This is a genomic window from Streptomyces sp. NBC_01116 (genome assembly GCF_041435495.1).
Classification (GTDB): Bacteria; Actinomycetota; Actinomycetes; order Streptomycetales; family Streptomycetaceae; genus Streptomyces.
This window is the reverse complement of sequence record NZ_CP108644.1, coordinates 2,093,802-2,119,022: the sequence shown is the minus strand read 5'-3', so window position 1 is coordinate 2,119,022 and position 25,221 is coordinate 2,093,802. Positions and strand designations below refer to the sequence as shown.

The following is a 25,221-nucleotide window of genomic DNA, read 5'->3' as shown; positions in this document are numbered from 1 at the left end:
CACCGAATTGAAGCCTTTCAGCGATACATCTCGCGCAGACGTTCGGCGGCGTCCGCGAACCGGATCCGCAGCGCATCGGGTGCCAGGACCTCCAACTCGGGTCCCAGCGCGAGCAGCTGGCCGTAGGCCACGTCCAGCGATTCCACCGGCAGGTTCAGGGTGCGCCACCCGTCCGGGCCGGGCTCGGAGGCCTCCGCGAGCGCGGTGGCCGCCGCCGCCCGGTCACCGGTGTACGCCAGCATCCGCGCCCCGCGCCCGGACACCCGTACGGTCACCTCACCGCGCAGCAGGGACCGGGCGAACCCGGCGGCCCGCTCCTCCCAGAACCCGGGCAGGTCGAAGGTCTCGTCCCGGTCGAAGCGCTCCTCGGCGGGCTCCACGGCCGTGAACCGGTCGATCCGGTAGACCCGGAAGTCCTCGCCCGCCCGCGCGCAGAGATACCAGACCCCGGCCTTGAGGACGAGACCGTACGGAGCCAGCTCGCGCGCCACCTCCGGCCCCTCCCGCTCGCGGCCCCCGCCCCTGCGGTAGCGGGCCCGCAGCAGCCGGTCGTCCCAGACCGCGTCGGCGATCACGGGCAACAGCCCGGGGGTCTCCGGCTCGTGGTACCAGGAGGGGGCGTCCAGGTGGAAGCGCCGGGCGGCGGAGGAGGAGGCGTCGCGGAGGGAGGGCAGCAGCGCCGCCGACACCTTGAGGCGGGCGGCCGACGCCGCGTCCTCCAGGCCCATCTCGCGCAGCGCGGCGGGCAGCCCGGAGAGGAACAGCGCCTCGGCCTCGTCCCGGGCGAGGCCGGTCAGCCGGGTGCGGTAGCCGCCGACGAGCCGGTAGCCGCCGGCCCGGCCGCGCTCCGCGTACACCGGGACGCCCGCGTCGGAGAGCGCCTGCGCGTCCCGGGTGACCGTACGCTCGGACACCTCCAGCTCGGCCGCCAGCTCGGCGGCGGTCATCGCGGGGCGGGCCTGCAGGAGCAGCACCATCTTGATCAGCCGGGCAGCGCGCATGGGCCCATTGTGGCGGCAGGCGCGCCCCGCGATGACCGCCGCAGCACCCGGGCCCACGCCGGAGCCCCCGGCCGCCGGGCGGGCGCGTTGTCGGACGCGCACGCTCCGGTGACCGGGGGCTCCGGTTGCGTAGAGGAGGGGCTCGTACGGGAGTGGGCTCAGAGCCCGTAGCGCTCCCGGGCCTCCTTGATCGCGGAGGCCGGGACCTCGCCGCGCTTGGCGAGCTGGGCCAGCGAGGCCACCACGATCGACTGGGCGTCGACGCCGAAGTGGCGGCGGGCCGCGGCGCGGGTGTCGGAGAGGCCGAAGCCGTCCGTGCCGAGCGAGGACCAGTCCTGCTCCACCCACTGGCTGATCTGGTCCGGGACCTGGCGCATCCAGTCGCTGACCGCGAGCACCGGGCCCGGCGCGCCGGAGAGCGCCTGCGTCACGTACGGGACCCGCTGCTCACCGCGGAGCAGCGCCTCGTCGGACTCCAGCGCGTCGCGGCGCAGCTCGCCCCACGAGGTGGCGGACCAGACGTCGGCCGTGACACCCCAGTCGGCGGCCAGCAACTCCTGGGCCTCCAGGGCCCAGTGGATCGCCGTACCGGAGGCCAGCAGCTGAAGGCGCGGCGCGTCCGCTTTCGCGGGCGTGCCCTCCTTGAAGCGGTACAGGCCCTTGACGATGCCCTCCTCGACGCCCTCGGGCATCGCGGGCTGGGGCTTCGGCTCGTTGTAGACCGTCAGGTAGTAGAAGACGTCCTCGGCGTCGGGGCCGTACATCCGGCGCAGACCGTCCTTGACGATCACCGCGACCTCGTACGCGAACGCCGGGTCGTAGTTGAGCGAGGCCGGGTTGGTGGCCGCGATCAGGTGCGAGTGGCCGTCCGCGTGCTGGAGGCCCTCGCCCGTCAGGGTCGTCCGGCCCGCCGTCGCGCCGACGATGAAGCCCTTGCCGAGCTGGTCGGCGAGCTGCCACATCTGGTCGCCGGTCCGCTGCCAGCCGAACATCGAGTAGAAGATGTAGAACGGGATCATCGTCTCGCCGTGCGTCGCGTACGACGTGGCGGCGGCGATGAAGTCGGCCATGGCCCCGGCCTCGGTGATCCCCTCGTTGAGGATCTGGCCGTCCTTGGCCTCCTTGTAGTACATCAGCTGGTCGCGGTCGACCGGGTCGTAGGTCTGACCCAGCGGCGAGTAGATGCCGGCGGAGGGGAAGAGGGACTCCATACCGAAGGTACGGGCCTCGTCCGGGACGATCGGCACCCAGCGCTTGCCGGTCTCCTTGTCCCGCATCAGGTCCTTCACCAGGCGGACGAACGCCATGGTGGTGGCCATCTCCTGCTTGCCGGACCCCTTGTACAGGGCCTTGAACGCGCGCTCCTCGGGCTGCGGCAGCGGCGCGGAGGCGTGCATCCGGCGGGCCGGGGCCGGGCCACCGAGGGCGGCACGGCGCTCCTGGAGGTAGCGGACCTCGGGGGAGTCGGCGCCGGGGTGGCCGTAGGGGACGAGACCGTCCTCGAAGGCGCTGTTGGGGATCGGGAGGCCGAGCAGCTCGCGCATGCCCTTGAACTCGTCGATCGACAGCTTCTTCATCTGGTGGTTGGCGTTCTTGGACTCGAAGCCCTTGCCGAGCGTGTAGCCCTTGACCGTCTGGGCCAGGATCACGGTCGGCGCGCCCTTGTGCTCCACGGCCGCCCGGTACGCCGCGTACACCTTGCGGGCCTCGTGGCCGCCGCGCGAGGTGTAGAAGCACTCGCCGATCTTCGCGTCGGTCAGCAGCTTCGCCAGCTCGACGAGCGCGGGCTCGGTGCCGAAGAAGTGCTCGCGGATGTAGGCGACGTCGCGGGTGGCGTACGTCTGGAACTGCGCGTCCGGGACCTCCCGCAGGCGGCGCAGCAGCGCACCCTGGGTGTCCAGCTGGAACAGCTCGTCCCAGGCGTTGCCCCAGAGCGTCTTGACGACGTTCCAGCCGGCCCCGCGGAACTGCGCCTCCAGCTCCTGGACCACGCGGAAGTTGGCGCGGACCGGGCCGTCGAGGCGCTGCAGGTTGCAGTTGATGACGAAGGTCAGGTTGTCGAGCTGCTCACGGGAGGCCAGCGCGAGGGCGGCCGTCGACTCGGGCTCGTCCATCTCGCCGTCGCCCAGGAAGGCCCAGACGTGCGAGTTGGCGGTGTCCTTGATGCTGCGGTTGGCCAGATAGCGGTTGAAGCGCGCCTGGTAGATGGCCGAGAGCGGGCCGAGGCCCATCGACACGGTGGGGAACTCCCACAGCCAGGGCAGCCGCCGCGGGTGCGGGTAGGAGGGCAGGCCCTCGCCACCGGACTCCTGGCGGAAGTTGTCGAGCTGCTGCTCGCCGATCCGGCCGTCGAGGAAGGCGCGGGCGTAGATGCCGGGGGAGGCGTGGCCCTGGATGTAGAGCTGGTCACCGGAGCCGTCCCCCTCCTTGCCGCGGAAGAAGTGGTTGAAGCCGGTCTCGTAGAGCCAGGCCGCCGAGGCGAAGGTGGCGATGTGGCCGCCGACCCCGTACCGGGCGCCCCGGGTCACCATCGCGGCCGCGTTCCAGCGGTTCCACGCGGTGATCCTCGACTCCATCGCCAGGTCGCCGTCGAACTCGGGCTCGGCGGCGGTCGGGATGGTGTTGACGTAATCGGTCTCCAGCAGCTTGGGCAGCGCGAGACCGGCGCCCTCGGCGTGCTGCAGCGAGCGGCGCATCAGGTACGCGGCACGGTGCGGGCCGGCGGCCCGGGTGACGGCGTCCAGGGAGGCCGCCCATTCGGCGGTCTCCTCGGGGTCGCGGTCCGGGAGCTGGTCGAGCTCGCTCGGAAGCTTTCCTACGGGGTCGGTCATGATCGCCGCCTTCCGGGGAGGAGGGGGGTGGAGAAGGCCCTGGCTGGCAGGACAGGGCGATGGGGCCGGTGGGCCCGCGAGATGAACTGTAAGGCGCTGATCGATGATCGATCAAAGGATTGAAGGCAAAACTTCTCGATACGAAGAAAAGTGGCATGGGGTGCCTCGAAATGGGGCACGGAGTGACGCGAAATTGCGCGCAAATAGGGCGCTGACCTGCACGGAAGAGCAGGCTGGGAGCCAGATGATCGGCGCCGGCGGAGGGCTCAGGCGCGCGGAGCGCAGCCCAGCACGTGCGCCTTCACCAGGGCCCCGATCCCCGGGTCCTCGGCGAGGAACGCGTCGATGAGCGCCTGGTGCTCCTCCGCGTACGACTTCTGCACGGTGCCCAGCCAGCGGATCGACAGGGCCGTGAACACCTCGATGCCCAGCCCCTCCCAGGTGTGCAGCAGCACCGCGTTCCCGGCCGCCCGCACCATCTCCCGGTGGAAGCCGACCGTGTGCCGCACCTGCGCCTCGCCGTCGGCCAGCCGGTCCGCCTCGTACAGCGCGGCCACGTGCGGGGCCAGCGCCGAGCAGTCCCGGCCGAGCCGCGGGGCCGCCAGCTCCGCCGCGATCTGCTCCAGGCCGGCCCGGACCGGGTAGCTCTCCTCCAGGTCGGCCGCGGTGAGGTTGCGGACGCGGACGCCCTTGTTGGGGGCCGACTCGATCAGCCGCAGTGTCTCCAGCTCGCGCAGCGCCTCGCGCACGGGCGTCTGGCTGACCTCCAGCTCGGTGGCGATGCGGCGCTCCACGATCCGCTCACCCGGCTTCCAGCGCCCGCTGACGATCCCCTCCACGATGTGCTCGCGGATCTGTTCGCGCAGCGAGTGGACGACGGGCGGGGTCATGGAGGGCTCCTTCAGGGCAGACCGGTGCTGCCTACATCATCACGGCCCCACGGGGGGCCGGTGGTGATTAGACAATACGGCGACGCCCCCGCCCGGATGAGTTCCGGACGAGGGCGTCGCTGGTGAGGCTGGTTACAGCAGGGGTGTTCAGAGGCCGAGCTCGACCTCGAACTCACCGGCCTCCAGGATCGCCTTGACCGACGTCAGGTAGCGGGCGGCGTCCGCGCCGTCCACCAGACGGTGGTCGTAGGAGAGCGAGAGGTAGGTCATGTCGCGCACCGCGATGGTCTCGCCGAGGTCCGGGTGGTCGATGACCACCGGGCGGCGGACCGTGGCGCCGATGCCCAGGATGGCGGCCTGGTTCGGCGGCACGATGACCGTGTCGAACAGGGCGCCGCGCGAACCGGTGTTGCTGATGGTGAAGGTGGCGCCGGACATGTCGTCCGGCGTCAGGCCGCCACCGCGCGCCTTGCCCGCGAGCTCCGCGGTCTTCTTGGAGATACCGGCGATGTTCAGGTCGCCCGCACCCTTGATGACCGGGGTCATCAGACCCTTCTCGGCGTCCACGGCGATGCCGATGTTCTCCGAGTCGAAGTACGTGATGGTGCCCTCGTCCTCGTTGATCCGGGCGTTGACGACCGGGTGGGCCTTCAGCGCCTGGGCCGCCGCCTTCACGAAGAACGGCATCGGGGACAGCTTGACGCCCTCACGGGCGGCGAAGGCGGCCTTCGCCTGGTTGCGCAGCTTCATCAGCTTGGTGATGTCGACCTCGAGGACCGAGGTCAGCTGGGCCTGCGAGTGCAGCGCCTTCATCATGTTCTCGCCGATGACCTTGCGCATGCGGGTCATCTTGACCGTCTGACCGCGCAGCGGGGACGCCTCCAGCTTCGGCTCCTTGGCGGCCGCGGGAGCAGCGGCCGGGGCCGGAGCGGCTGCGGCGGCCTTGGCGGCCTCCGCGGCGGCGACGACGTCCTGCTTGCGGATCCGGCCACCGACGCCGGTGCCCTTGACCGCGCTCAGGTCCACGTTGTTCTCGGACGCGAGCTTGCGGACCAGCGGCGTGACGTACGCGCCGTCGTCACCGGAGGGCGCGGCCGGGGCGGCCGGCGCCGGGGCGGCGGGGGCGGGCTGCGCCGGAGCCGGAGCGGCCGGAGCCGCGGGGGCTGCCGGAGCGGCGGGGGCTGCCGGAGCGGCGGGGGCCGGGGCGGGAGCCGCGGGGGCCTCCTGCTTCGGCTCTTCGGCCTTCGGTGCCTCTGCCTTCGGCTCTTCGGCCTTCGGGGCCTCCTGGGCCGGGGCGGCGGGCTGCGCCGGAGCGGCGGCCGGAGCCGCGCCCGGGGCGCCGATGACCGCGAGCCTGGCGCCGACCTCGGCGGTCTCGTCCTCGCCGACCACGATCTCCAGCAGCACCCCGGCGACCGGGGCGGGGATCTCGGTGTCGACCTTGTCCGTGGAGACCTCCAGCAGCGGCTCGTCCTCGGCCACCTCCTCGCCGACCTCCTTGAGCCAGCGGGTGACGGTGCCCTCGGTGACGCTCTCGCCGAGCGCCGGGAGGGTGACGTCGGTGCCCTCGGCGGAACCGCCGGAGGCGGCCGGGGCCTCGGCCTGGGGGGCCTCCTGGGCCGGGGCGGCGGGCTCCTCGGCGGCCGCGGGGGCCGGAGCCTCGGCGGCCGCGGGGGCCGGAGCCTCGGCGGCCGGGGCCTCCTCGGCGGCGGGGGCCTCGGCCTCGGCCGGAGCGCCCGAGCCGTCGTCGATGACGGCCAGCTCGGCGCCGACCTCGACGGTCTCGTCCTCGGCGACCTTGATGGACGACAGAACGCCGGACGCGGGGGCCGGGATCTCGGTGTCGACCTTGTCGGTCGAGACCTCGAGCAACGGCTCGTCGGCCTCGACGCGCTCGCCCTCGGCCTTCAGCCAACGGGTGACAGTGCCCTCGGTGACGCTCTCGCCGAGCGCCGGAAGGGTTACGGAAACCGACATGGTTTCAGTTGCTCCTTACGAAATTGCGGAAGTGGTCGGTCGTCGCGCCCGGGACCGGGGGATCAGTCGTGGGCGTGGAGAGGCTTGCCGGCCAGCGCCAGGTGAGCCTCGCCCATCGCCTCGTTCTGCGTCGGGTGTGCGTGGATGAGCTGGGCGACCTCGGAGGGCAGCGCCTCCCAGTTGTAGATCAGCTGTGCTTCGCCGACCTGCTCGCCCATGCGGTCGCCCACCATGTGGACGCCGACCACGGCACCGTCCTTGACCTGGACGAGCTTGATCTCGCCCGCGGTCTTGAGGATCTTGCTCTTGCCGTTGCCCGCGAGGTTGTACTTGAGGGCGACGACCTTGTCCGCGCCGTAGATCTCCTTGGCCTTGGCCTCGGTGATGCCGACGGAGGCGACCTCGGGGTGGCAGTACGTCACCTTGGGCACGCCGTCGTAGTCGATCGGGACGGTCTTGAGACCGGCCAGCCGCTCCGCCACCAGGATGCCCTCGGCGAAGCCGACGTGGGCGAGCTGGAGGGTCGGGACGAGGTCGCCCACGGCCGAGATCGTTGGGACGTTGGTCTGCATGTACTCGTCGACCAGGACGTAGCCGCGGTCCATCGCGACGCCCTGCTCCTCGTAGCCCAGGCCCTGCGAGACCGGGCCGCGGCCGATGGCGACGAGCAGCAGCTCCGCCTCGAAGGTCTTGCCGTCGGCGAGCGTCACGCGGACGCCGTCCTCGGTGTACTCGGCCTTGTCGAAGAAGGTGCCGAGGTTGAACTTGATGCCGCGCTTGCGGAACGCGCGCTCAAGAAGCTTGGAGCTGTTCTCGTCCTCGACCGGGACGAGGTGCTTGAGGCCCTCGACGATGGTGATCTCGGTGCCGAAGGACTTCCACGCCGAGGCGAACTCGACGCCGATGACGCCGCCGCCCAGCACGATCGCGGACTTCGGGACGCGGTCCATCTTCAGCGCGTGGTCCGAGGAGATGATCCGGTTGCCGTCGATCTCCAGGCCGGGCAGCGACTTCGGCACGGAGCCGGTCGCCAGCAGCACGTGGCGGCCCTGGACGCGCTGGCCGTTCACGTCCACCGAGGTGGGGGAGGAGAGCTTGCCCTCACCCTCGATGTAGTGGACCTTCCGCGAGGCGATGAGCCCCTGGAGACCCTTGTACAGGCCCGAGATCACCTCGTCCTTGTACTTGTTGACGGCCTCCATGTCGATGCCCTCGAAGGTCGCCTTCACGCCGAACTGGGCCGACTCGCGGGCCTGGTCCGCGATCTCGCCCGCGTGCAGCAGTGCCTTCGTGGGAATGCAGCCGTTGTGCAGGCAGGTGCCGCCGACCTTGCCCTTCTCGATCAGGGCGACGTCCAGGCCCAGCTGCGCTCCGCGCAGGGCCGCGGCGTAACCGCCACTGCCACCGCCGAGGATCACTAGGTCGAAAACGGTGCTGGCGTCGTTCGCCACGTCACGTCCTCCATGCATGTGCGCCGTACGCCGGGCCCCGTCGCTGGGGTGTGACCGGCCGGTCGGCTGGTGTGCGGCCGCTTTTGTCTTCGGCCCTGTGGTGGGGGCCCTGTCCTGCCGAGAACCCATCTTCGCACTTGTCGACGGCGGGCGGGACGCGGGGCCCGGGTCCGGAACGGATGATCGTCCGTTCCGGAGGGTTACTGCTGCGTAGATACCTGCGGATTCGGGCGGTGTTCGTCGAGAGCGAAACCCGCTCGCCCTTGGTCGCTCGACCGCCCTGTGCCGCTCATCCTTGCCGCTTCCGCTCGGAGAACACGTACGGCCCCGGACCTATGCCCGGGGCCGTACGCGACGGAAGGCGGGAACTCAGCCGAGGTCGCCGTCGGCGGTGCGCTCGGCGAGCCGCACCAGGGTGCGGACCGCGGAGCCCGTGCCGCCCTTGGGCGTGTAGCCGTACGGCGCGCCCTCGTGGAAGGCCGGGCCGGCGATGTCCAGGTGCGCCCAGGCGATGCCCTCGCCCACGAACTCCTTCAGGAACAGGCCGGCCACCAGGCCGCCGCCCATCCGCTCGCCCATGTTGGCGATGTCGGCGGTGGGGGAGTCCATGCCCTTGCGCAGGTCGGCGGGGAGCGGCATCGGCCAGGAGGGCTCGCCGACCTCCTCGGCGATCTCGTGGATCGAGGTGCGGAAGGCGTCGTCGTTGGCCATCACACCGAAGGTGCGGTTGCCGAGCGCCAGCACCATCGCGCCGGTCAGGGTCGCCACGTCGACGATCGCGTCCGGCTTCTCCTCCGAGGCGCGGGTCAGCGCGTCGGCCAGGACGAGCCGGCCCTCGGCGTCGGTGTTGAGGACCTCGACGGTCTTGCCGCTGTACATGCGCAGCACGTCACCGGGGCGGGTGGCGTTGCCGGAGGGCATGTTCTCGGCCAGCGCCAGCCAGCCGGTGACGTTGACCCTGAGGCCCAGACGGGCGGCCGAGACGACGGCGGCGAACACGGCGGCGGCGCCGGCCATGTCGCACTTCATCGTCTCGTTGTGGCCGGCCGGCTTGAGCGAGATGCCGCCCGAGTCGTAGGTGATGCCCTTGCCCACCAGGGCCAGGGTCTTCTCCGCCTTCGGGTGCGTGTAGGCGAGCTTCACCAGGCGCGGGCCGCGCTCGGCGCCCTGGCCGACGCCGAGGATGCCGCCGTAGCCGCCCTTGACGAGGGCCTTCTCGTCGAGGACCTGGACCTTGATGCCGTGCTCCTTGCCCGCGGCGGTGGCCACGGCGGCGAAGGACTCCGGGTACAGGTCGTTCGGCGGGGTGTTGATCAGGTCGCGGGCCCGGTTGATCTCCTCGACCAGGGCCAGGGCGCGCTCGACGGCCGCCTTGTACGCCTTGTCGCGCGGCTTGGCGCCGAGCAGGGCCACCTCGGCGAGCGGCAGTTTCGGGCCACTGTCCTTGGACTTCGCGTCCTTGGGGGCCAGCTTGTTCTCGCCACCCTGGTAGGCGGTGAAGGCGTACGCGCCCAGGAGCGCGCCCTCGGCGACGGCGGCGGCGTCCTCGACGGAGGAGGCGGGCAGCGCGAAGCCGGCCTTCTTGGCGCCGGTCAGCGCACGGGCCGCGGTGCCCGCCGCACGGCGCAGCGCCTCGGCGTCGTAGGCGTCCTCCTTGTCCGGGACCGGACCGAGGCCGACCGCGACGACGACCGGGGCCTTGAGGCCGGACGCGGCGGGCAGCTTGGTCAGTTCGCCCTCGGCACCGGTGGCGCCCAGGGTCGCGAGGACGGCGGCGAGCTTTCCGTCGAACGCCTTGTCCACGGCCTCGGAGCCGGGTGCCAGGACCGGTCCCTTGACGCCCTTGGCGACGCCGACGACGAGTGCGTCGGCGCGCAGCGTCGCCGCACCGGCAGTGCTGAGAGTGAGAGCAGTCACGGTGGTGAAATCTCGCTTCCGTTGAGTTCGAGTTCGGTCGAGGGGTGGGCCGACCGTGCCCGGCGCATCGTAGACGCCCCGACGATGTGCCGGGAATGAGCCTACGCGCGCGGTTCCTGCTCCGTGACGGCGGCGGGCTGTTCCGGACTGCTAAGGAGGTCGGTTCCGCCCGCCGCGGCACCGCCCCCGGCGCTGCCGGACCGTCAGGAACCCAGCGCCAGCACCACCAGGGCCGCCGTCGCCGCGGTCTCCTCGACGCCCCCGAAGACGTCCCCGGTGACCCCGCCGAACCGCCGCACGCAGTGCCGCAGCAGCAGTTCGCCCGCGGCGAGCGCGCCGAGCACCGCGAGTGCGTGGTGCAGCGCCCCGTACGGGCCGGACAGCGCGCCCCCCGTCGCGCACAGCGCCACCGTCACCCCCGCCGCGAACAGCGCCCACCCGGCCGGGACCGTGGACGCCACCACCGCGCCGAGCCCCTCGGGCCGGGCCGCCGGGACGCCCTGACGGGACGCCAGGGTCAGCGCGAGGCGGGCGGTGACGCCCGCGACGACGGCCCCGAGGGCCCCGTGCGCCCAGCCCTCCCCGTACAGCTCGAAGAGGACGGCGACCTGGGCCAGCAGCACCAGGAGGAGCGTGATGACACCGAACGGCCCAATGTCGGACTGCTTCATGATCCGCAGCGCGTCCTCGGCCGGCTTCCCGCTGCCGAGGCCGTCCGCCGTGTCCGCCAGACCGTCCAGGTGCAGCCCCCGGGTGAGGGCGGCGGGCACCGCGACGGAGGCGACCGCCGCGAGCAGCGGCCCCGATCCCGCCAGCAGCGACACCGAGCCGAGGGCTCCGGCGAGCAGCCCCACGACGAGCCCGGCGAGCGGGGCGCAGAGCATGCCGGAGCGGGCGGTCGCGCGGTCCCAGCGGGTCACGCGGACGGGCAGCACGGTCAGGGTGCCGAAGGCGAAACGTATGCCGTGGCTGTTCAGGGAGGTCACCGCGCGCAGGCTAGCCGCTGGGCACCGCCGATAGATTGGGCGAAACGCGCCAATCGCCGCGAAACCATACGTAACGGGAGTGGGTGGCATGGGTCACTGGTGGCACGACAACATCGCGGAGCCGGGCAAGCTGCCGCTGCTCCTCGCGCTGGCCGCCTTCGTCCTGACCTTCGCGATCACCCGCACCATCACCCGCATGATCCGCGCCGGGAAGGGCCCGTTCCGCAACATCACCCCGGGCGGGGTGCACATCCACCACGTGGTGCCCGGGGTCGTGCTCTCGGTGGTCGGCGGATTCGGCGCGGTGGCCAGCGGACGGCACGGCGTGGCCGCCGGACTGTTCGCGGTGGTCTTCGGGGTCGGGGCGGGGCTGGTGCTCGACGAGTTCGCGCTGATCCTGCATCTGGACGACGTGTACTGGACCGAGGAGGGCCGCCAGAGCGTGGAGGTGGTCGTGCTGACCGTCTCACTGGTCGGGCTGGTCCTGGCCGGCTTCTCGCCGCTCGGCGTCGACGACGTCACCGACGAGGAGGAACAGGGCAGGCTCAGCCTCATCACGACCTACGTGATCAACTTCTGCTTCGTCCTGATCGCCCTGTTCAAGGGCAAGCTGCGGATGGCCGTGCTCGGCACCCTCGTCCCGTTCGTCGCCCTGGTCGGCGCGATCCGGCTGGCCCGCCCCACCTCGCCCTGGGCCAGGCGCTTCTACCGCCACCGCCACCGGGCCCGCTCCCGGGCCCTGCTGCGGGCCTACCACCACGACGTGCGCTGGGCCGGACCGCGCCGGAAGTTCCAGGACCTCATCGGCGGCGCCCCGGACCGCGTCCCGCCGCCGCCCGCGCCCCGGTCCTGAACGCGCCGCCGCCCGCGCCACTCCCGTACGCGGCACACCACCAGGACGGCGGCGACGGCGGCCAGATGCTCACGGCCCGCCAGGTTGTCCTTGACCAGGACCTCCACCACCATCGCGAGGACCACCAGCGCCCCGGTGAACCAGGCCCGCCGCTGATGGCAGACGTACACCGCGAGCCCCACGACGGCCGCCGAAGGGCCGGTGTCCACCACCTGCGCGTCGGAGGCGGGCAGCCCGAGGAACGTCTCCGGCCCGAGCGCGACGCCGATGCGCGCGTACAGCGTCCCCGCCAGCGTCGCGGCGTACGCCACCGCGAGCGTCCGCCACCGCCCCAGGCAGACCTCCGCGACGCCGAACACCAGCAGGATCTGGGCCAGCGCGCCCCACACCGGCAGATCGAGCGCCGGCACGAACAGGGACAGCGGGGTGCGCAGGAGGGCGAGCGGGAGCGGGTCCTCGGCCCGTACGGCTCCGAGGCCCTGCACCGGCGGGTAGCCCCAGGCCCGGTTCTGCACCACCTGCACGGTCGCGGTCAGCGCCACCGCGCCCGCCGTCAGCGGGAGCGCCCGCACACCGCGTCCGGCGAGCCCCCGCCGTACGGCCGTGGACAGCGGGCCCCACTCCCGGGCCGCCGCCCGCCGCAGGGCCGGGAGACGGCTCATCCGCTCTTCTCGGACAACAGCATGGAACGGGCCCCGGTCGGTCGGTCGGACGTCGGTACGCGGTGCCGGGGAGGATCGTGCCGACACCGCGCTCCCTCTCCAGGACGGACCGGGGCACGGCGACGTTCAGCGACACCCGCGTGATGCCGATCTCGTCCGCGCGGTGGGCCGGGGAGGGAGCCTCAGACCCCGTCGAGGGCCGCCGCCTCCGACGGGGGCCCCGACTCCGCGTCCTCCGCGTCCTCGCCGTCCACGGCCTTCTCCGGTTCCCGCTCCGGCAGCTCGGCGGCCAGCGCCGCCGCCGCCTGCACCAGCGGCAGCGCCAACAGCGCGCCGCTGCCCCCGCCCACCGTCACGCCGTGGTCCAGCAGCGGGGTCAGCGCCATCCGGTCCAGCGCCTTCGTCTGCGCGGGCTCCCCGCTGACCTGGCCGGCCAGCCACCAGTCCGGCGCCCGGAACGCCGCCCGCTGCGCCACCAGCGCGCAGGCCGCCGAGACGACCCCGTCCAGGATCACCGGCATCCGGCGCACCGCGCTCTGCAACAGGAAGCCCGTCATCGCCGCCAGATCCGCCCCGCCCGACGTCGCCAGCAGCTCCAGCTGGTCGCCGAGCACCGGCCGGGCCCGGCGCAGCGCGTCCCTGATCGCCGCGCACTTGCGCATCCACGCCAGGTCGTCGATGCCCGCCCCGCCACGACCGGTCACCACGGAGGCGTCCGTTCCGCAGAGCGCCGCGACCAGGGTCGCCGCGGCCGTGGTGCCGCCCACGCTGAGGTCGCCGAGCACCACCAGGTCGGTGCCGGAATCCGCCTCCTCGTCGGCGATCGCCATGCCCAGGCGGACCGCCTGCTCGACCTCCTCCGCGCTGATCGCGTCCTCGACGTCGATCCGCCCCGAACCCCGCCGCACCCGGTGCCGCACCACGGACTCGGGCAGCAGCTCCGGATCGCAGTCCAGGGAGACGTCCACGATCCGCATCGGCACCGAGAAGCGCCGCGCCAGCACCGCGACCGGGCTCGCCCCGTCGAGGGCGGACCGCACCAGCTCGTACGCGCTTCCCGCGGGCCGGCCCGAGACGCCCAGCTCCGCCACCCCGTGGTCACCGGCGAAGAGCACCAGCCGCGGCTGCTCGACGGCCCTGACCGGCACGGACTGCTGCGCGGCGCTGAGCCACTCGCCCAGCTCGTCGAGCCGTCCCAGTGCCCCCGGGGGCACGGTCTGCCGCTCGCGCCGCTCCTCGGCATCGCGCCGCACACCCCCGTCGGGGCGTTGGATCAGGTCGGAGAAGTCGTCCAGGTTCACGGAGGTCTGCCTCGCGGGTCGTCACGTCGGGTCCGGTCCGGGAACCCGGCGGCGGGCCCCCGGGGCGTGTCCGGCGGATCACGACCGGACAGGCCCCAGCCGGAACAGTACCGGTCGGCCCACCCCGAGAACCGTGCCGCGAACCGGGAGAGGGCGGCAGGCAGGGCGGCCCGGGGCGCCCCCGAGGCCGCCCCTCACCCCCGCAGCACCAGCACCTGCCCCGCCACCACCAGCAGCACCTGCTCGCACTCGGCCGCCACCGCCGCGTTCAGCCGCCCCAGCTCGTCCCGGAACCGCCGCCCCGCCGACGTCGCCGGCACCACCCCGGACCCCACCTCGTTGGTCACCAGCACCACCGGCCGCCGGGTCCCGCGCACCGCGGCGACCAGCTCCACGACCCGCTCCCGCAACGCCGTCCCGCCGCCGTCGTGCCACCGCTCGTCCTCCCAGGCCTCCACCCGGTCCATCGCGTCGGTCAGCCACAGCGACAGGCAGTCGATCAGCAGCGGCGGCCCGTCCGCCCGCAGCAGCTCCGCGATGTCGCAGGTCTCCTCGGTCCGCCAGGCGCCGGGCCTGCGCTCCCGGTGCAGTCCGATCCGGGCCGCCCACTCCGGGTCCCCGTCGCGGCGGCCGCCGGTCGCCACGTACACCACCTCCGGGAACGTCTCCAGGCGCTGCTCCGCCTCCAGCGACTTCCCCGACCGCGCGCCCCCCGTCACCAGCACCCGGCGCGGCACGTCCGGCACCGCGTGGTACCCGCCCACCGCCAGCGTCGTCCCGTCCGGCACCGCCCGCGCACCGGCCGCCGCCAGCCGCCGCTCCAGCGCCGGGCCCGGCGGGGCGTCGTGGTCCAGGTGGACCGCGATCACCTCGGTGGCCGGCCCGACCGCTCCGGCCGACCGCAGCCGGGCCACCGCGTCGGGCCGCCCGATCACATCGCAGACGACCGTGTCCAGGGGCCGGTCCGACTGTTCGGGCAGGCCGGAGGGGGCGGCTCCCGGCGGCAGGTACAGCAGCCGCTCGCCCTCCGGGCCGGTCACCTCGTACCCGGTCCCCGGGGCGTCCATCGCCACCGCCCGCACCCGGTGCCCGCTGATCAGCGTCAGGACCTGGCCGTCCGGCACCCGGCCCGCCGGTGGCAGCAGCGCGGGCAGTTCGACGGCGGGCCCGTCGTGCGGGTGCGTCAGCAGCACCTGCCGGACCGCGCCCAGCGAACGCCCCGCACGGGCGGCGGCGAACACCGCCCCGGGGGTGAGGTCCAGCAGCAGCGCGTCGTCGACCAGCAGCGCCGTCGCGGCCCGCGCCCAGGGGCCGCGGGCCGAGGCGCAGGACGCGCAGGGACAGGAGGGGCGCGGCAGCCCGTCGGGGGCTCCGGTGCCGAGCAGAGTCAGTTCCACACCTTGATCCTCCCGTGTCCCCGCGCGAGGTGCGCGTCCGGCTACGCTTCGGGAAGCAACGTGACTGAAGGAGACTGGCATGGCGTGGACGTGGCGGTTCGAGAAGTCCGACGGTACGGAGACGGAGCCGGCGCTGCAGCCGGAGGAGTTCACCACCCAGGGCGACGCGGAGTCCTGGATCGGTGAGTTCTGGAAGGAACTCCTGGAGGGCGGCGCCGCACAGGTGACGCTCTTCGAGGACACCACCAAGATCTACGGCCCGATGAGCCTGCAGGCCGACAGCGCCTGACCCACGGACCGGAGCGGGCGGCGGAAGGGCGGGTGGTGCGGGAGCCTTCCCGCACCACCCGCCCTTCCGCCGCCCCGCGCCCTCAGATCTCCCCGAGCGTGACCTCCGCCGTCCGGCTGTCGCCGTCGCGCGTGTACGTCACGGTCACCTTCTGACCGGGCTTGTCACCCGCCAGCGCCTCGGACAGCGAGGTGATCGTGGTGACCTCGCTGTCCTCGATCCTCGTGATGGTGTCCCCGGGCCTCAGCCCCGCGTCGTCCGCCGCGCCGCCCCGGTCCACGCTGACCAGCGCCACCCCGGCGGGGCGGTAGTTGTCGTCGACGACCGTGCGGCCCGTGATGTTCAGCGCGGCCCGGCCCGAATCGGTGACCTTGCCGTCCTTGATGATCTGGTCGGCGACCGTCTTCACCATCGAGACGGGGATCGCGAAGCCGATGCCCGGAGCCGCGCTGTCGCCCATCTGCGGGTCGGTCGCCGCGAGGGTCGGAATGCCGATCACCTCGCTGTCGAGGTTGACGAGCGCCCCACCGCTGTTGCCCGGGTTGATCGCCGCGGACGTCTGCACCATGTTGGCGATCGTCGCGCCCGTGCCGCCGCCCGCCCGGCTCTCGCTGACGGTCCGGCCGAGCGCCGAGACGATGCCCTGGGTGACGCTGCTGGACAGGCCGAGCGGCGAGCCCATCGCCAGCACGATCTGCCCCACCTCGACCTTCTCCGCGTCGCCGAACGTCGCCGGCTTCAGCCCGTCGGGCACCTCGTCGAGCTTGATCACGGCCAGGTCCTGGTCCGGGTAGGAGGAGACCAGCGAGGCGCTCAGGACCGCCTCCCCGGTGGCGACGCTGACCTTGAACGTCTTCTCGTCCCCGACCACATGGGCGTTGGTGACGATGTGCCCCTTGCCGTCGTAGACGACCCCGGAACCGAGGCCCTCCGAGGCGTCGATCTGCACCACCGAGGGCAGTACGTCGTTGATGACGTCCTGGTAGGCGTTCTCCAGATCGTCGGGGGCGCGCTTCGCCGAACCCTGCGCCGTACCGGACGCACTGGCCTCGGGGGCGGGAGCCGCCGGACCCGTACCGGAGCAGCCGCCCGCCAGGGCGATGGCGCAGACGGCCGCGGACAGGGGAAGCAGCAGCCCGCGCGCCCGGCCGCGGAAAGGGGATACGTCCATATCCGGAGTCTGGGGCCCGCCCCGTCCGGGTGCCCGAACTGATGAGCCGAACGGGCCCGGCCCCGTGACGTGACCCGCGTCAGCCGCGCACGCCGCACAGGTGCAGCAGCGCCGCCACACCCCGGTAGGGGTCGGTCCGCCCGGCCCGGTCCTCCAGGGTCAGGACCCGCTCCAGCTCCTCGGCCGGCAGCTCCACGTCGTTGCCGACGTTGTCCGTGAAGACCCGCACCCCGTACCAGGCGTGCAGGGGCGCGGCGATGCCCGCGAGCGTGGCCCGCAGCGCGTCGAGCCGGTCGGCCCGCACCGTGAGGCCGAGGCGGTTGGTGTACGTGGCGGTGTCGAAGGCGGTCAGGGCCGTGCCGAAGTCGCCGGCCAGTCCCGGGCGCATCGCGAGCGCGTCCGCGTTCCGCACGAGCAGGGAGAGCAGCCCGCCGGGGGCCAGCATCCGGGCGAGCCCGGCCAGCATCGGGTCGGGCTCCTCGACGTACATCAGCACGCCGTGGCAGAGCACCACGTCGAAGCTGCCGGGCAGGAAGTGCACGCCGGTGTCCCGGCCGTCGCCCTCGATGAGCCTGACCCGCTCCCGGATGCCCTCGGGCTCGGTCGCCAGGGACGCGCGGGCCGCCGTCAGCATCCCGGCGTCCGACTCCAGACCGGTCACCGAGTGACCGGCCCGCGCCAGGCGCAGCGCCTGGGTGCCCTGGCCCATGCCGACGTCCAGGACGCGCAGCCGCCGCCCCACCGGGAACCGTCCGGCTATCTGCTCGTCCAGCTGCCGCGCGACGAGCTCCTGGCGGACCCGGTTGCGTACGCCGCCGAGACCTGCCAGCCACGCCGAGGAGACCCCGGTGAAGCCGGAGGCCTCCGTGCTCAGGGCCGCTCTCCGCGCTTGACCTGCGGCTTCGGAAGCCGCAGCCGGCGCATCTGGAGCGTGCGCATCAGGCCGTACGCCACGGCTCCGCGCTTCGGCGTGTCCGGGAAGCGCTCGCGCAGCTCCTTCTTCAGGCGGATCGAGATACCGATCGAGTCGATCACGATCAGGATGATCACGCCGAGCCAGAGCAGCAGGGAGATGCTCTGGATGTTCTGCACCTGGATCACGCTGAGGATCAGGATGATCACGGCGAGCGGCAGGAACCACTCGGCGATGCAGAAGCGCGAGTCCACGTAATCGCGGACGAAGCGCCTGACCGGGCCCTTGTCGCGGACCGGGAGGTAGCGCTCGTCGCCCGACGCGAGCGCCTCACGCTGCCGGGCCAGGTCGGCGCGGCGCGCTTCGCGCTGGCGCTTCATGGCCGCCTTGCGGTCGGTCGGCGCACTGGACGCGGCACGACGGCGCTGCGTCTGGGCCTCGCTGCGCTTGGGGGTGGGGCGACCCTTGGGAGCCTGCGGGTCGCGGGGCTGCTGGGAGAGGTCCGCCGTCACCTTGTCGGTGGGGGCCTTCTCTGTCTTGGCACGGCTACGGAACACAAAACCCAAGGGTACGGGGTCGCCGCGCGGGCCCGGCGACCCGGGCGGGAACGATCCGGCAACGGACGGCGTCCCCATCGGTGTCCCGACGGGTCGATACGGGTGTCAACCGCCCGTTACCGCGTTCGTCACGGGAATGTTCCGGGCCTCACCTACACCCTGGGCGGGAGTGTCCACGGGGTGCAGTCGTCCTTGGGGAGGAGCACATCGACGTCCGAACAGTGCGGTAATAGAGACAGGGCCCGTACTGTGGGTTCTATCGGGAGTGCTGGAAGCTCAGTCCGTCAGAAGGGGGCGCGCGAAGCCCATGAGCGGTGTCATGAAGCGTATGGGGATGGTCTTCCGCGCGAAGGCAAACAAGGCCCTTGACCGGGCCGAGGATCCGCGCGAGACCCTCGACTACTCGTACCAGAAGCAGCTGGAGCTGCTTCAGAAGGTGCGCCGCGGCGTCGCCGACGTGGCGACGTCCCGCAAGCGCCTGGAGCTGCAGCTGAACCAGCTGCAGGGCCAGTCGTCCAAGCTGGAGGACCAGGGCCGCAAGGCGCTGGCGCTGGGCCGCGAGGACTTGGCGCGTGAAGCGCTGTCCCGGCGTGCGGCTCTCCAGCAGCAGGTCACCGACCTGGAGACGCAGCACACCACGCTGCAGGGCGAGGAGGAGAAGCTCACCCTCGCGGCCCAGCGCCTCCAGGCCAAGGTCGACGCCTTCCGCACGAAGAAGGAGACCATCAAGGCCACCTACACGGCGGCCCAGGCCCAGACCCGCATCGGCGAGGCCTTCACCGGCATCTCCGAGGAGATGGGCGACGTGGGGCTCGCGATCCAGCGGGCCGAGGACAAGACGCAGCAGCTCCAGGCGCGGGCCGGCGCCATCGACGAGCTGCTCGCCTCCGGCGCCCTGGACGACCCGACCGGCACGGCGAAGGACGACATCGCCGCCGAGCTGGACCGGATCTCCGGCGGCAGCGATGTGGAGCTGGAGCTGCAGCGCATGAAGGCCGAGCTGGCCGGCGGCTCCTCGTCCTCGCAGCAGGCCATCGAAGGCGGCGCGCAGGACAGCGCGCAGCAGTCGCAGCAGTCGTCCCCGCACAAGTTCGACAAGCAGTAAGGCAGCGTCATGATCGTACGGATCATGGGGGAGGGCCAGGTCAAGCTGGCCGACAGTCACTTCGTCGAGCTGAACGAGCTCGACGACGTCCTGCTCAAGGAGATGGAGAGCGGCGACGGCCCCGGCTTTCGCGAGACCCTCCACGCGCTCCTGGACAAGGTGCGCGAGCTCGGCACTCCGCTGCCGGACGACTCCCTGGAGCCGTCCGAGCTGATCCTGCCGGCGCCCGACGCCACCCTGGAAGACGTCACCGCCATGCTCAGCGACGACGGGCTCATCCCCAACTGAATCCACGGGCCGGCCCCGCCGCGCCCGTGGAACGCCGCACCAGCACCCCGCACCCCTGCCCCGCGCCCGGTCCGCCGGACGCGGGGCAGGGGCGTTCCCGCCCGCTGCCCCGGGAGGGCTCCGCCCCTCGACGACCGGCCGCGTACCGTAGCTGGACGTGACCACCCTCTCGTCCGGCTTCGCGTGCGCCCGCCGCTGGCTCCGGGACCATCCCCTCGCGTTCGACGCGACCCTCGCCCTCGGCTCGCTCGTCGCGATGATCGCCGGATCGTTCGCGGACCCGGGCACCGGACACGGGCCGACCTTCGGCACCCGGACCCCCGAGCCGTTCAGCGTGCTCCTGATGGTTCTCGCCGCCGTGGCGCTGGTCCTGCGGCGACGGCGTCCGATGGCGGTGCTCGCCGCCACCGGGGCCCTCTCGGCCACCGAGTACAGCCTGATGGACCCGCCCGCCCCGGTCGTCATGAGCACGGTCATCGCCCTCTACACCGTCGCCTCGCGCACCGACCGCCCCACCACCTGGCGGGTCGGGCTGCTGACCATGGGGGCGCTCACGGCGGCCTCCATGTTCTTCGGCTCGACGCCCTGGTACAGCCAGGAGAACCTCGGCGTGTTCGCCTGGACCGGGATGGCGGGGGCCGCCGGGGACGCGGTACGCAGCCGACGGGCGTTCGTCGACGCCATCCGGGAGCGCGCCGAGCGGGCCGAGCGCACCCGCGAGGAGGAGGCCCGCCGCCGGGTCGCCGAGGAGCGGCTGCGGATCGCCCGGGACCTCCACGACGTCGTCGCCCACCACATCGCCCTGGTCAACGTCCAGGCCGGGGTCGCCGCCCACGTCATGGACAAGCGCCCGGACCAGGCCAAGGAAGCGCTCGCCCACGTCCGCGACGCCAGCCGCTCCGCGCTCAACGAACTCCGGGTCACCGTCGGCCTCCTGCGCCAGCAGGGCGACCCCGAGGCGCCCACCGAACCGGCCCCCGGGCTCGCCGTGCTCGGCGAGCTGGTCGACACCTTCCGCAACGCCGGGCTCCCCGTCGAGGTGGCGGGCTCCGACCACGGGAACCGGCTGCCCGCCGCCGTCGACCTGGCCGCGTACCGGGTCATCCAGGAGGCCCTGACCAACGTCCGCAAGCACGCGGGCGCCGGGGCCAGGGCCGAGGTGAGCGTCGTACGGGTGGGCGCCACCGCCGAGGTCACCGTGCTCGACAACGGCCGGGGGAGCGCCGCCCGGCGGCCCGGCTCCGGAGCCGACGACGACCTCGACAGCGGCGGCCACGGCCTGGTCGGCATGCGCGAGCGCGTCACCGCCCTCGGCGGGGCCCTCACCGCGGGGCCTCGGTACGGCGGCGGCTTCCGGGTCCATGCGATCCTTCCGGTCGAGGCCCGCACGGGTGAACCGGAGCGGCCGGGCACAGCGGGCGGGACGGGGCTCTGCCGATGACCCAGCCGACACCGGAACCGACGACGGCACCGGAACCGACGGCCGTGCCGCGGGCTCCCATCAAGGTGCTGCTCGCCGACGACCAGGCGCTGCTGCGCAGCGCGTTCCGGGTGCTGGTGGACTCCGAGCCGGACATGGAAGTGGTCGGCGAGGCCGCCGACGGGGCCGAGGCCGTCGAGCTGGCCCGTGCCACGGGGGCCGGCGTGGTGCTCATGGACATCCGGATGCCGGGCACCGACGGACTCGCCGCCACCCGCATGATCAGCGCCGACCCGGAGCTGTCCGAGGTGCGGGTGGTCATGCTCACCACCTTCGAGGTCGACGAGTACGTGGTCCAGTCGCTGCGCGCCGGAGCCTCCGGCTTCCTCGGCAAGGGCGCGGAGCCGGACGAGCTCCTCAACGCCATCCGGATCGCCGCGGCCGGCGAGGCGCTGCTCTCCCCGGCGGCGACCAAGGGGCTCATCGCCACGTTCCTGGCCCAGGGCGGCAGCTCGGGGGAGGGGCCGGACAGCGCGGAGTACGCCGAGCGGCTGGCGGCGCTCACCGGCCGCGAACGCGAGGTGCTGGTGCTGGTCGCGGGCGGCCACTCCAACGACCAGATCGCCGAGCGGCTCGCGGTCAGCCCGCTCACCGTCAAGACCCATGTGAACCGTGCGATGGCGAAGCTGGGAGCCCGGGACCGGGCCCAATTGGTGGTAATCGCCTACGAATCGGGCCTGGTGCGTCCCCGGGCGGAGTGACCGGGTGGCGTTCCGGCGTACTGCGGCGTACTCCACCTGCGGTATGCGCGGCATAAGAAAGCAGCCCGGGGGGCGACGTTTCGGCGGCGCGGAGCGGAGATCGTAGGACTGGGCTGGAGGTGTCCCTCTGTTTCCCTCCCCGCCCTCTGCCGCGTACGCCACAGAAGAGAGACCCACCCATGTCCTGGCTGTCCAGATTCAGCCTCGCGCAAAGGGCCCTGATCGGGCTGATCTCGATCGTCGCGCTGGTCTTCGGCGCGATAGCGATCCCGCAGCTCAAACAGCAGCTGCTGCCCACCATCGAACTGCCGATGGTCTCGGTGCTGGCGCCCTACCAGGGTGCGTCTCCCGATGTGGTCGAGAAGCAGGTCGTCGAGCCGCTGGAGAACTCGCTCAAGGCCGTCGACGGCGTCGAGGGCATCACCTCCACCGCCAGCGAGGGCAACGCCCTCATCATGGCGACCTTCGACTTCGGCGACGAGGGCACCAAGCAGCTCGTCGCCGACATCCAGCAGGCGGTGAACCGGGCCCGCGCCCAGCTGCCCGACGGTGTCGACCCACAGGTCGTGGCCGGCTCCACGGACGACATCCCGACCGTCGTCCTCGCCGTCACCTCCGACAAGGACCAGCAGGTCCTGGCCGACCAGCTCGACCGCACCGTCGTCCCGGCCCTGGAGGACATCGACGGCGTCGGCCAGGTCACGGTGGACGGCGTGCGGGACCTCCAGGTCTCCGTCGTCCCCGACGACAAGAAGCTCGCCGCGGCCGGTCTGAACGCGGGCACGCTCGCCCAGGCCCTCCAGACGGGCGGCGCCACCGTGCCGGCCGGTTCCTTCTCCGAGTCCGGCAAGAGCCGCACCATCCAGGTCGGCGGCGCCTACACCTCGCTGAAGCAGATCGAGGACCTCCAGGTCGTCGCCAAGGACCCGGCGGGCGGGGAGCCCGGAAAGCCGGTGCGCCTCGGTGACGTGGCCGAGGTGAGGCAGGAGCCGTCCACGGCGGTCTCCATCACCCGCACCAACGGCAAGCCGAGCCTCGCCGTGATGGCGACGATGGACAAGGACGGCAGCGCCGTCACCATCTCGGACGCCGTCAAGGACAAGCTCCCCGACCTCCGCAAGGACCTCGGTGCGGGCGCGGAGGTGACGGTCGTCTCCGACCAGGGCCCCGCCGTCTCCAAGTCGATCTCGGGCCTGACCACGGAGGGCGCGCTCGGCCTGGTCTTCGCGGTCGTCGTGATCCTGGTCTTCCTCGCCTCGATCCGCTCGACGCTGGTCACCGCGGTCTCCATCCCGCTCTCGATCGTCCTCGCGCTGATCGTGCTCTGGACCCGCGACCTGTCGCTCAACATGCTCACGCTCGGCGCGCTCACCATCGCCATCGGCCGGGTCGTCGACGACTCGATCGTGGTCCTGGAGAACATCAAGCGCCACCTCGGCTACGGCGAGGAGCGCCACGCGGCGATCATCACCGCGGTCAAGGAGGTCGCCGGAGCGGTCACCTCCGCCACCCTCACCACCGTCGCCGTCTTCCTGCCCATCGGTCTGGTCGGCGGCATGGTCGGCCAGCTCTTCGGCTCGTTCTCGCTGACCATCACCGCGGCGCTGCTGGCCTCCCTGCTGGTCTCGCTCACCGTGGTGCCGGTGCTGTCGTACTGGTTCCTGCGCGCGCCCAAGGGCACCCCCGAGGACGCGGCCGAGGCCCGCCGCCTCGCGGAGGAGAAGGAAGCGGCCAGCAAGCTCCAGCGGTTCTACGTCCCGGTCCTGCGCTTCGCGACCCGTCGCCGGGTCACCAGCCTCGTCATCGCCGTCGCCGTGCTCCTCGGCACCTTCGGGATGGTCCCGCTGCTGAAGACGAACTTCTTCGACGCCGGTGAGCAGGAGGTGCTGACCGTCAAGCAGGAGCTGACCCCCGGCACCAGCCTGGAAGCCGCCGACGAGGCGGCCCGCAAGGTCGAGAAGGTCATCGCGCAGGACAAGGGCGTCAAGGACTACCAGGTCACCGTCGGCTCCTCCGGCTTCATGGCCGCCTTCGGCGGCGGCACGGGCGCCAACCAGGCTTCCTACCAGGTCACCCTGAAGGACGCCGCGGACTACGAGGACGCCCAGGACCGCATCGACGAGGCCCTCGGCAAGCTCGACGGCATCGGTGACACCACCATCGCCGCCGGCGACGGCTTCGGCTCCCAGGACCTGAGCGTCGTGGTCAAGGCCGCCGACGGCGACGTCCTGAAGAAGGCCGCCGAGGCGGTCCGCACCGAGGTCGACACCATCGAGGACGTCACCGACGTCCAGAGCGACCTGGCGCAGAGCGTCCCGCGCATCTCGGTCACCGCCAACGACAAGGCGGCCGCCGCCGGATTCGACTCCGCCACGCTGGGCGGCGTCGTCGCCGGAGCCGTGCGCGGCACGCCGGCCGGCACGGCGACGCTCGACGACACCGAGCGCGACGTCGTCATCCGCTCGTCCACCCCGGCCGCCACCATGGCCGAGCTGAAGGCCCTGCCGCTCGGCCCGGTCCGGCTCGGTGACATCGCCGACGTGAAGGTGGTCCCCGGACCGGTCTCGATGACCCGGATCGACGGACAGCGATCGGCGACGATCACCGCCAAGCCCGTCGGCGACAACACCGGCGCGGTCAGCACCGATCTCGCCAAGAAGATCGACGCCCTGGACCTGCCGGAGGGCGCCACCGCCACCATCGGCGGCGTCAGCGAGGACCAGAACGAAGCCTTCGCGCAGCTCGGCCTCGCCATGCTGGCGGCCATCGCGATCGTCTTCATGCTGCTGGTGGCCACGTTCCGGTCGCTCGTCCAGCCGCTGATCCTGCTGGTCTCCGTCCCGTTCGCGGCGACCGGCGCGCTGGCCCTCCTGCTCATCACGGGCACCCCGCTGGGCGTCCCCGCGATGATCGGCATGCTGATGCTCATCGGCATCGTGGTCACCAACGCGATCGTGCTGATCGACCTGATCAACCAGTACCGCGCCCAGGGCCTCGGGATCGTGGAAGCCGTCATCGAGGGCGGCCGCCACCGTTTCCGCCCGATCATCATGACGGCACTCGCGACCATCTTCGCCCTGCTCCCGATGGCGCTCGGCGTCACCGGCGAAGGCGGCTTCATCTCGCAGCCGCTGGGCGTCGTGGTGATCGGCGGTCTGATCAGCTCCACGCTGCTGACCCTGCTGCTGGTGCCGACGCTGTACGCGATGGTCGAGCTGCGCAAGGAGCGCCGCGCCAAGAAGAAGGCGGCCAAGCGCGCCGCGAAGACGGGCGTGCCGGACCGGGCGGAGCCGGAGGAGGCCCGCGAGGCCGAGCCGGCGAAGGCCTGACCCGGAAGCCGAGGGGGCCCGTCCCGCGCATGCGCATGGGGCGGGCCCCCTCGCCGTTCCCCGGGTGGTGGCCGGGCCACCGGGGTGCGGCCAGAAACCTTCCCGCACCGTCCTGGTGCGGC

General features: G+C 72.6%; 20 protein-coding genes. 7 read left to right on the top strand and 13 right to left on the bottom strand.

The window, feature by feature from the left end; all coding sequences use genetic code 11:
• Positions 1–17 precede the first annotated feature (17 nt).
• The 7 genes from OG245_RS09230 to OG245_RS09200 form a co-directional block, all read right to left on the bottom strand.
• Entirely contained in the window at positions 18–1,001 is a 984-nt protein-coding gene (locus OG245_RS09230; RefSeq protein WP_371623031.1) for a helix-turn-helix transcriptional regulator, read from the bottom strand.
• Between the two features lie 158 nt (positions 1,002–1,159).
• Entirely contained in the window at positions 1,160–3,832 is a 2,673-nt protein-coding gene (aceE, locus tag OG245_RS09225; protein WP_371623030.1) for a pyruvate dehydrogenase (acetyl-transferring), homodimeric type, read from the bottom strand.
• 266 nt (positions 3,833–4,098) lie between these two features.
• Positions 4,099–4,722 carry a GntR family transcriptional regulator gene (locus OG245_RS09220; protein ID WP_007452799.1) on the bottom strand — a complete coding sequence of 208 codons (624 nt, stop codon included), beginning with the start codon at positions 4,720–4,722 and terminating at the stop codon, positions 4,099–4,101.
• A 147-nt stretch (positions 4,723–4,869) separates the two neighbouring features.
• Complete coding sequence (gene sucB / locus OG245_RS09215) at positions 4,870–6,699, bottom strand: 2-oxoglutarate dehydrogenase, E2 component, dihydrolipoamide succinyltransferase (protein WP_371623029.1); 1,830 nt, start codon at positions 6,697–6,699, stop codon at positions 4,870–4,872.
• A 62-nt stretch (positions 6,700–6,761) separates the two neighbouring features.
• On the bottom strand, positions 6,762–8,150 hold the full coding sequence (gene lpdA / locus OG245_RS09210) for a dihydrolipoyl dehydrogenase (RefSeq protein ID WP_007451187.1): 1,389 nt from the start codon (positions 8,148–8,150) through the stop codon (positions 6,762–6,764).
• Positions 8,151–8,519: 369 nt separating this feature from the next.
• Entirely contained in the window at positions 8,520–10,067 is a 1,548-nt protein-coding gene (locus OG245_RS09205; RefSeq protein WP_371623028.1) for a leucyl aminopeptidase, read from the bottom strand.
• A 203-nt stretch (positions 10,068–10,270) separates the two neighbouring features.
• Entirely contained in the window at positions 10,271–11,053 is a 783-nt protein-coding gene (locus tag OG245_RS09200) for an adenosylcobinamide-GDP ribazoletransferase (RefSeq protein WP_371623027.1), read from the bottom strand.
• Between the two features lie 88 nt (positions 11,054–11,141).
• Between OG245_RS09200 and OG245_RS09195 the strand changes: the two genes are divergently transcribed.
• Positions 11,142–11,906 (top strand): hypothetical protein, encoded by a 765-nt coding sequence (locus OG245_RS09195; protein WP_371623026.1) that lies wholly within the window; start codon positions 11,142–11,144, stop codon positions 11,904–11,906.
• Here the strand turns inward: OG245_RS09195 and OG245_RS09190 are convergent.
• From OG245_RS09190 to OG245_RS09180, 3 genes are all read right to left on the bottom strand, one after another.
• Positions 11,804–12,568 (bottom strand): hypothetical protein, encoded by a 765-nt coding sequence (locus tag OG245_RS09190; protein WP_371623025.1) that lies wholly within the window; start codon positions 12,566–12,568, stop codon positions 11,804–11,806. The two genes, OG245_RS09195 and OG245_RS09190, sit on opposite strands and share 103 nt — an antisense overlap.
• 182 nt (positions 12,569–12,750) lie before the next feature.
• Positions 12,751–13,869: a nicotinate-nucleotide--dimethylbenzimidazole phosphoribosyltransferase gene (gene cobT, locus OG245_RS09185; protein ID WP_371623024.1), complete on the bottom strand. Its 1,119-nt coding sequence runs from the start codon at positions 13,867–13,869 to the stop codon at positions 12,751–12,753.
• Between the two features lie 194 nt (positions 13,870–14,063).
• Positions 14,064–15,266 (bottom strand): bifunctional adenosylcobinamide kinase/adenosylcobinamide-phosphate guanylyltransferase, encoded by a 1,203-nt coding sequence (locus OG245_RS09180; protein WP_371623023.1) that lies wholly within the window; start codon positions 15,264–15,266, stop codon positions 14,064–14,066.
• A 79-nt stretch (positions 15,267–15,345) separates the two neighbouring features.
• Between OG245_RS09180 and OG245_RS09175 the strand changes: the two genes are divergently transcribed.
• Positions 15,346–15,555, top strand: a complete 210-nt coding sequence (locus OG245_RS09175; RefSeq protein ID WP_356569109.1) for a hypothetical protein — start codon at positions 15,346–15,348, stop codon at positions 15,553–15,555.
• 82 nt (positions 15,556–15,637) lie between these two features.
• On the opposite strand, the gene OG245_RS09170 is transcribed toward OG245_RS09175, so the two are convergent.
• The 3 genes from OG245_RS09170 to OG245_RS09160 form a co-directional block, all read right to left on the bottom strand.
• The gene (locus tag OG245_RS09170; protein WP_371623022.1) at positions 15,638–16,726 is read right to left on the bottom strand and encodes a S1C family serine protease; all 1,089 of its coding nucleotides are present in this window, start codon (positions 16,724–16,726) and stop codon (positions 15,638–15,640) included.
• Positions 16,727–16,805: 79 nt separating this feature from the next.
• Positions 16,806–17,498, bottom strand: coding sequence for a methyltransferase domain-containing protein (locus OG245_RS09165; RefSeq protein WP_371627845.1), 693 nt, complete (start codon positions 17,496–17,498; stop codon positions 16,806–16,808).
• A 98-nt stretch (positions 17,499–17,596) separates the two neighbouring features.
• A complete protein-coding gene (locus tag OG245_RS09160; protein ID WP_371623021.1) occupies positions 17,597–18,196 on the bottom strand; it encodes a DUF3043 domain-containing protein in 600 nt (199 codons plus the stop codon).
• Between the two features lie 319 nt (positions 18,197–18,515).
• Between OG245_RS09160 and OG245_RS09155 the strand changes: the two genes are divergently transcribed.
• From OG245_RS09155 to OG245_RS09135, 5 genes are all read left to right on the top strand, one after another.
• Positions 18,516–19,301 carry a PspA/IM30 family protein gene (locus tag OG245_RS09155; protein ID WP_371623020.1) on the top strand — a complete coding sequence of 262 codons (786 nt, stop codon included), beginning with the start codon at positions 18,516–18,518 and terminating at the stop codon, positions 19,299–19,301.
• 9 nt (positions 19,302–19,310) lie between these two features.
• Positions 19,311–19,589 (top strand): hypothetical protein, encoded by a 279-nt coding sequence (locus OG245_RS09150; RefSeq protein ID WP_371623019.1) that lies wholly within the window; start codon positions 19,311–19,313, stop codon positions 19,587–19,589.
• Between the two features lie 157 nt (positions 19,590–19,746).
• Positions 19,747–21,030 carry a sensor histidine kinase gene (locus OG245_RS09145; protein ID WP_371623018.1) on the top strand — a complete coding sequence of 428 codons (1,284 nt, stop codon included), beginning with the start codon at positions 19,747–19,749 and terminating at the stop codon, positions 21,028–21,030.
• Positions 21,027–21,770 carry a response regulator gene (locus OG245_RS09140; RefSeq protein ID WP_371623017.1) on the top strand — a complete coding sequence of 248 codons (744 nt, stop codon included), beginning with the start codon at positions 21,027–21,029 and terminating at the stop codon, positions 21,768–21,770. Before OG245_RS09145 ends, OG245_RS09140 begins: the two co-directional genes overlap by 4 nt.
• A 179-nt stretch (positions 21,771–21,949) precedes the next feature.
• Entirely contained in the window at positions 21,950–25,099 is a 3,150-nt protein-coding gene (locus OG245_RS09135; RefSeq protein WP_371623016.1) for an efflux RND transporter permease subunit, read from the top strand.
• Positions 25,100–25,221: the final 122 nt, after the last annotated feature.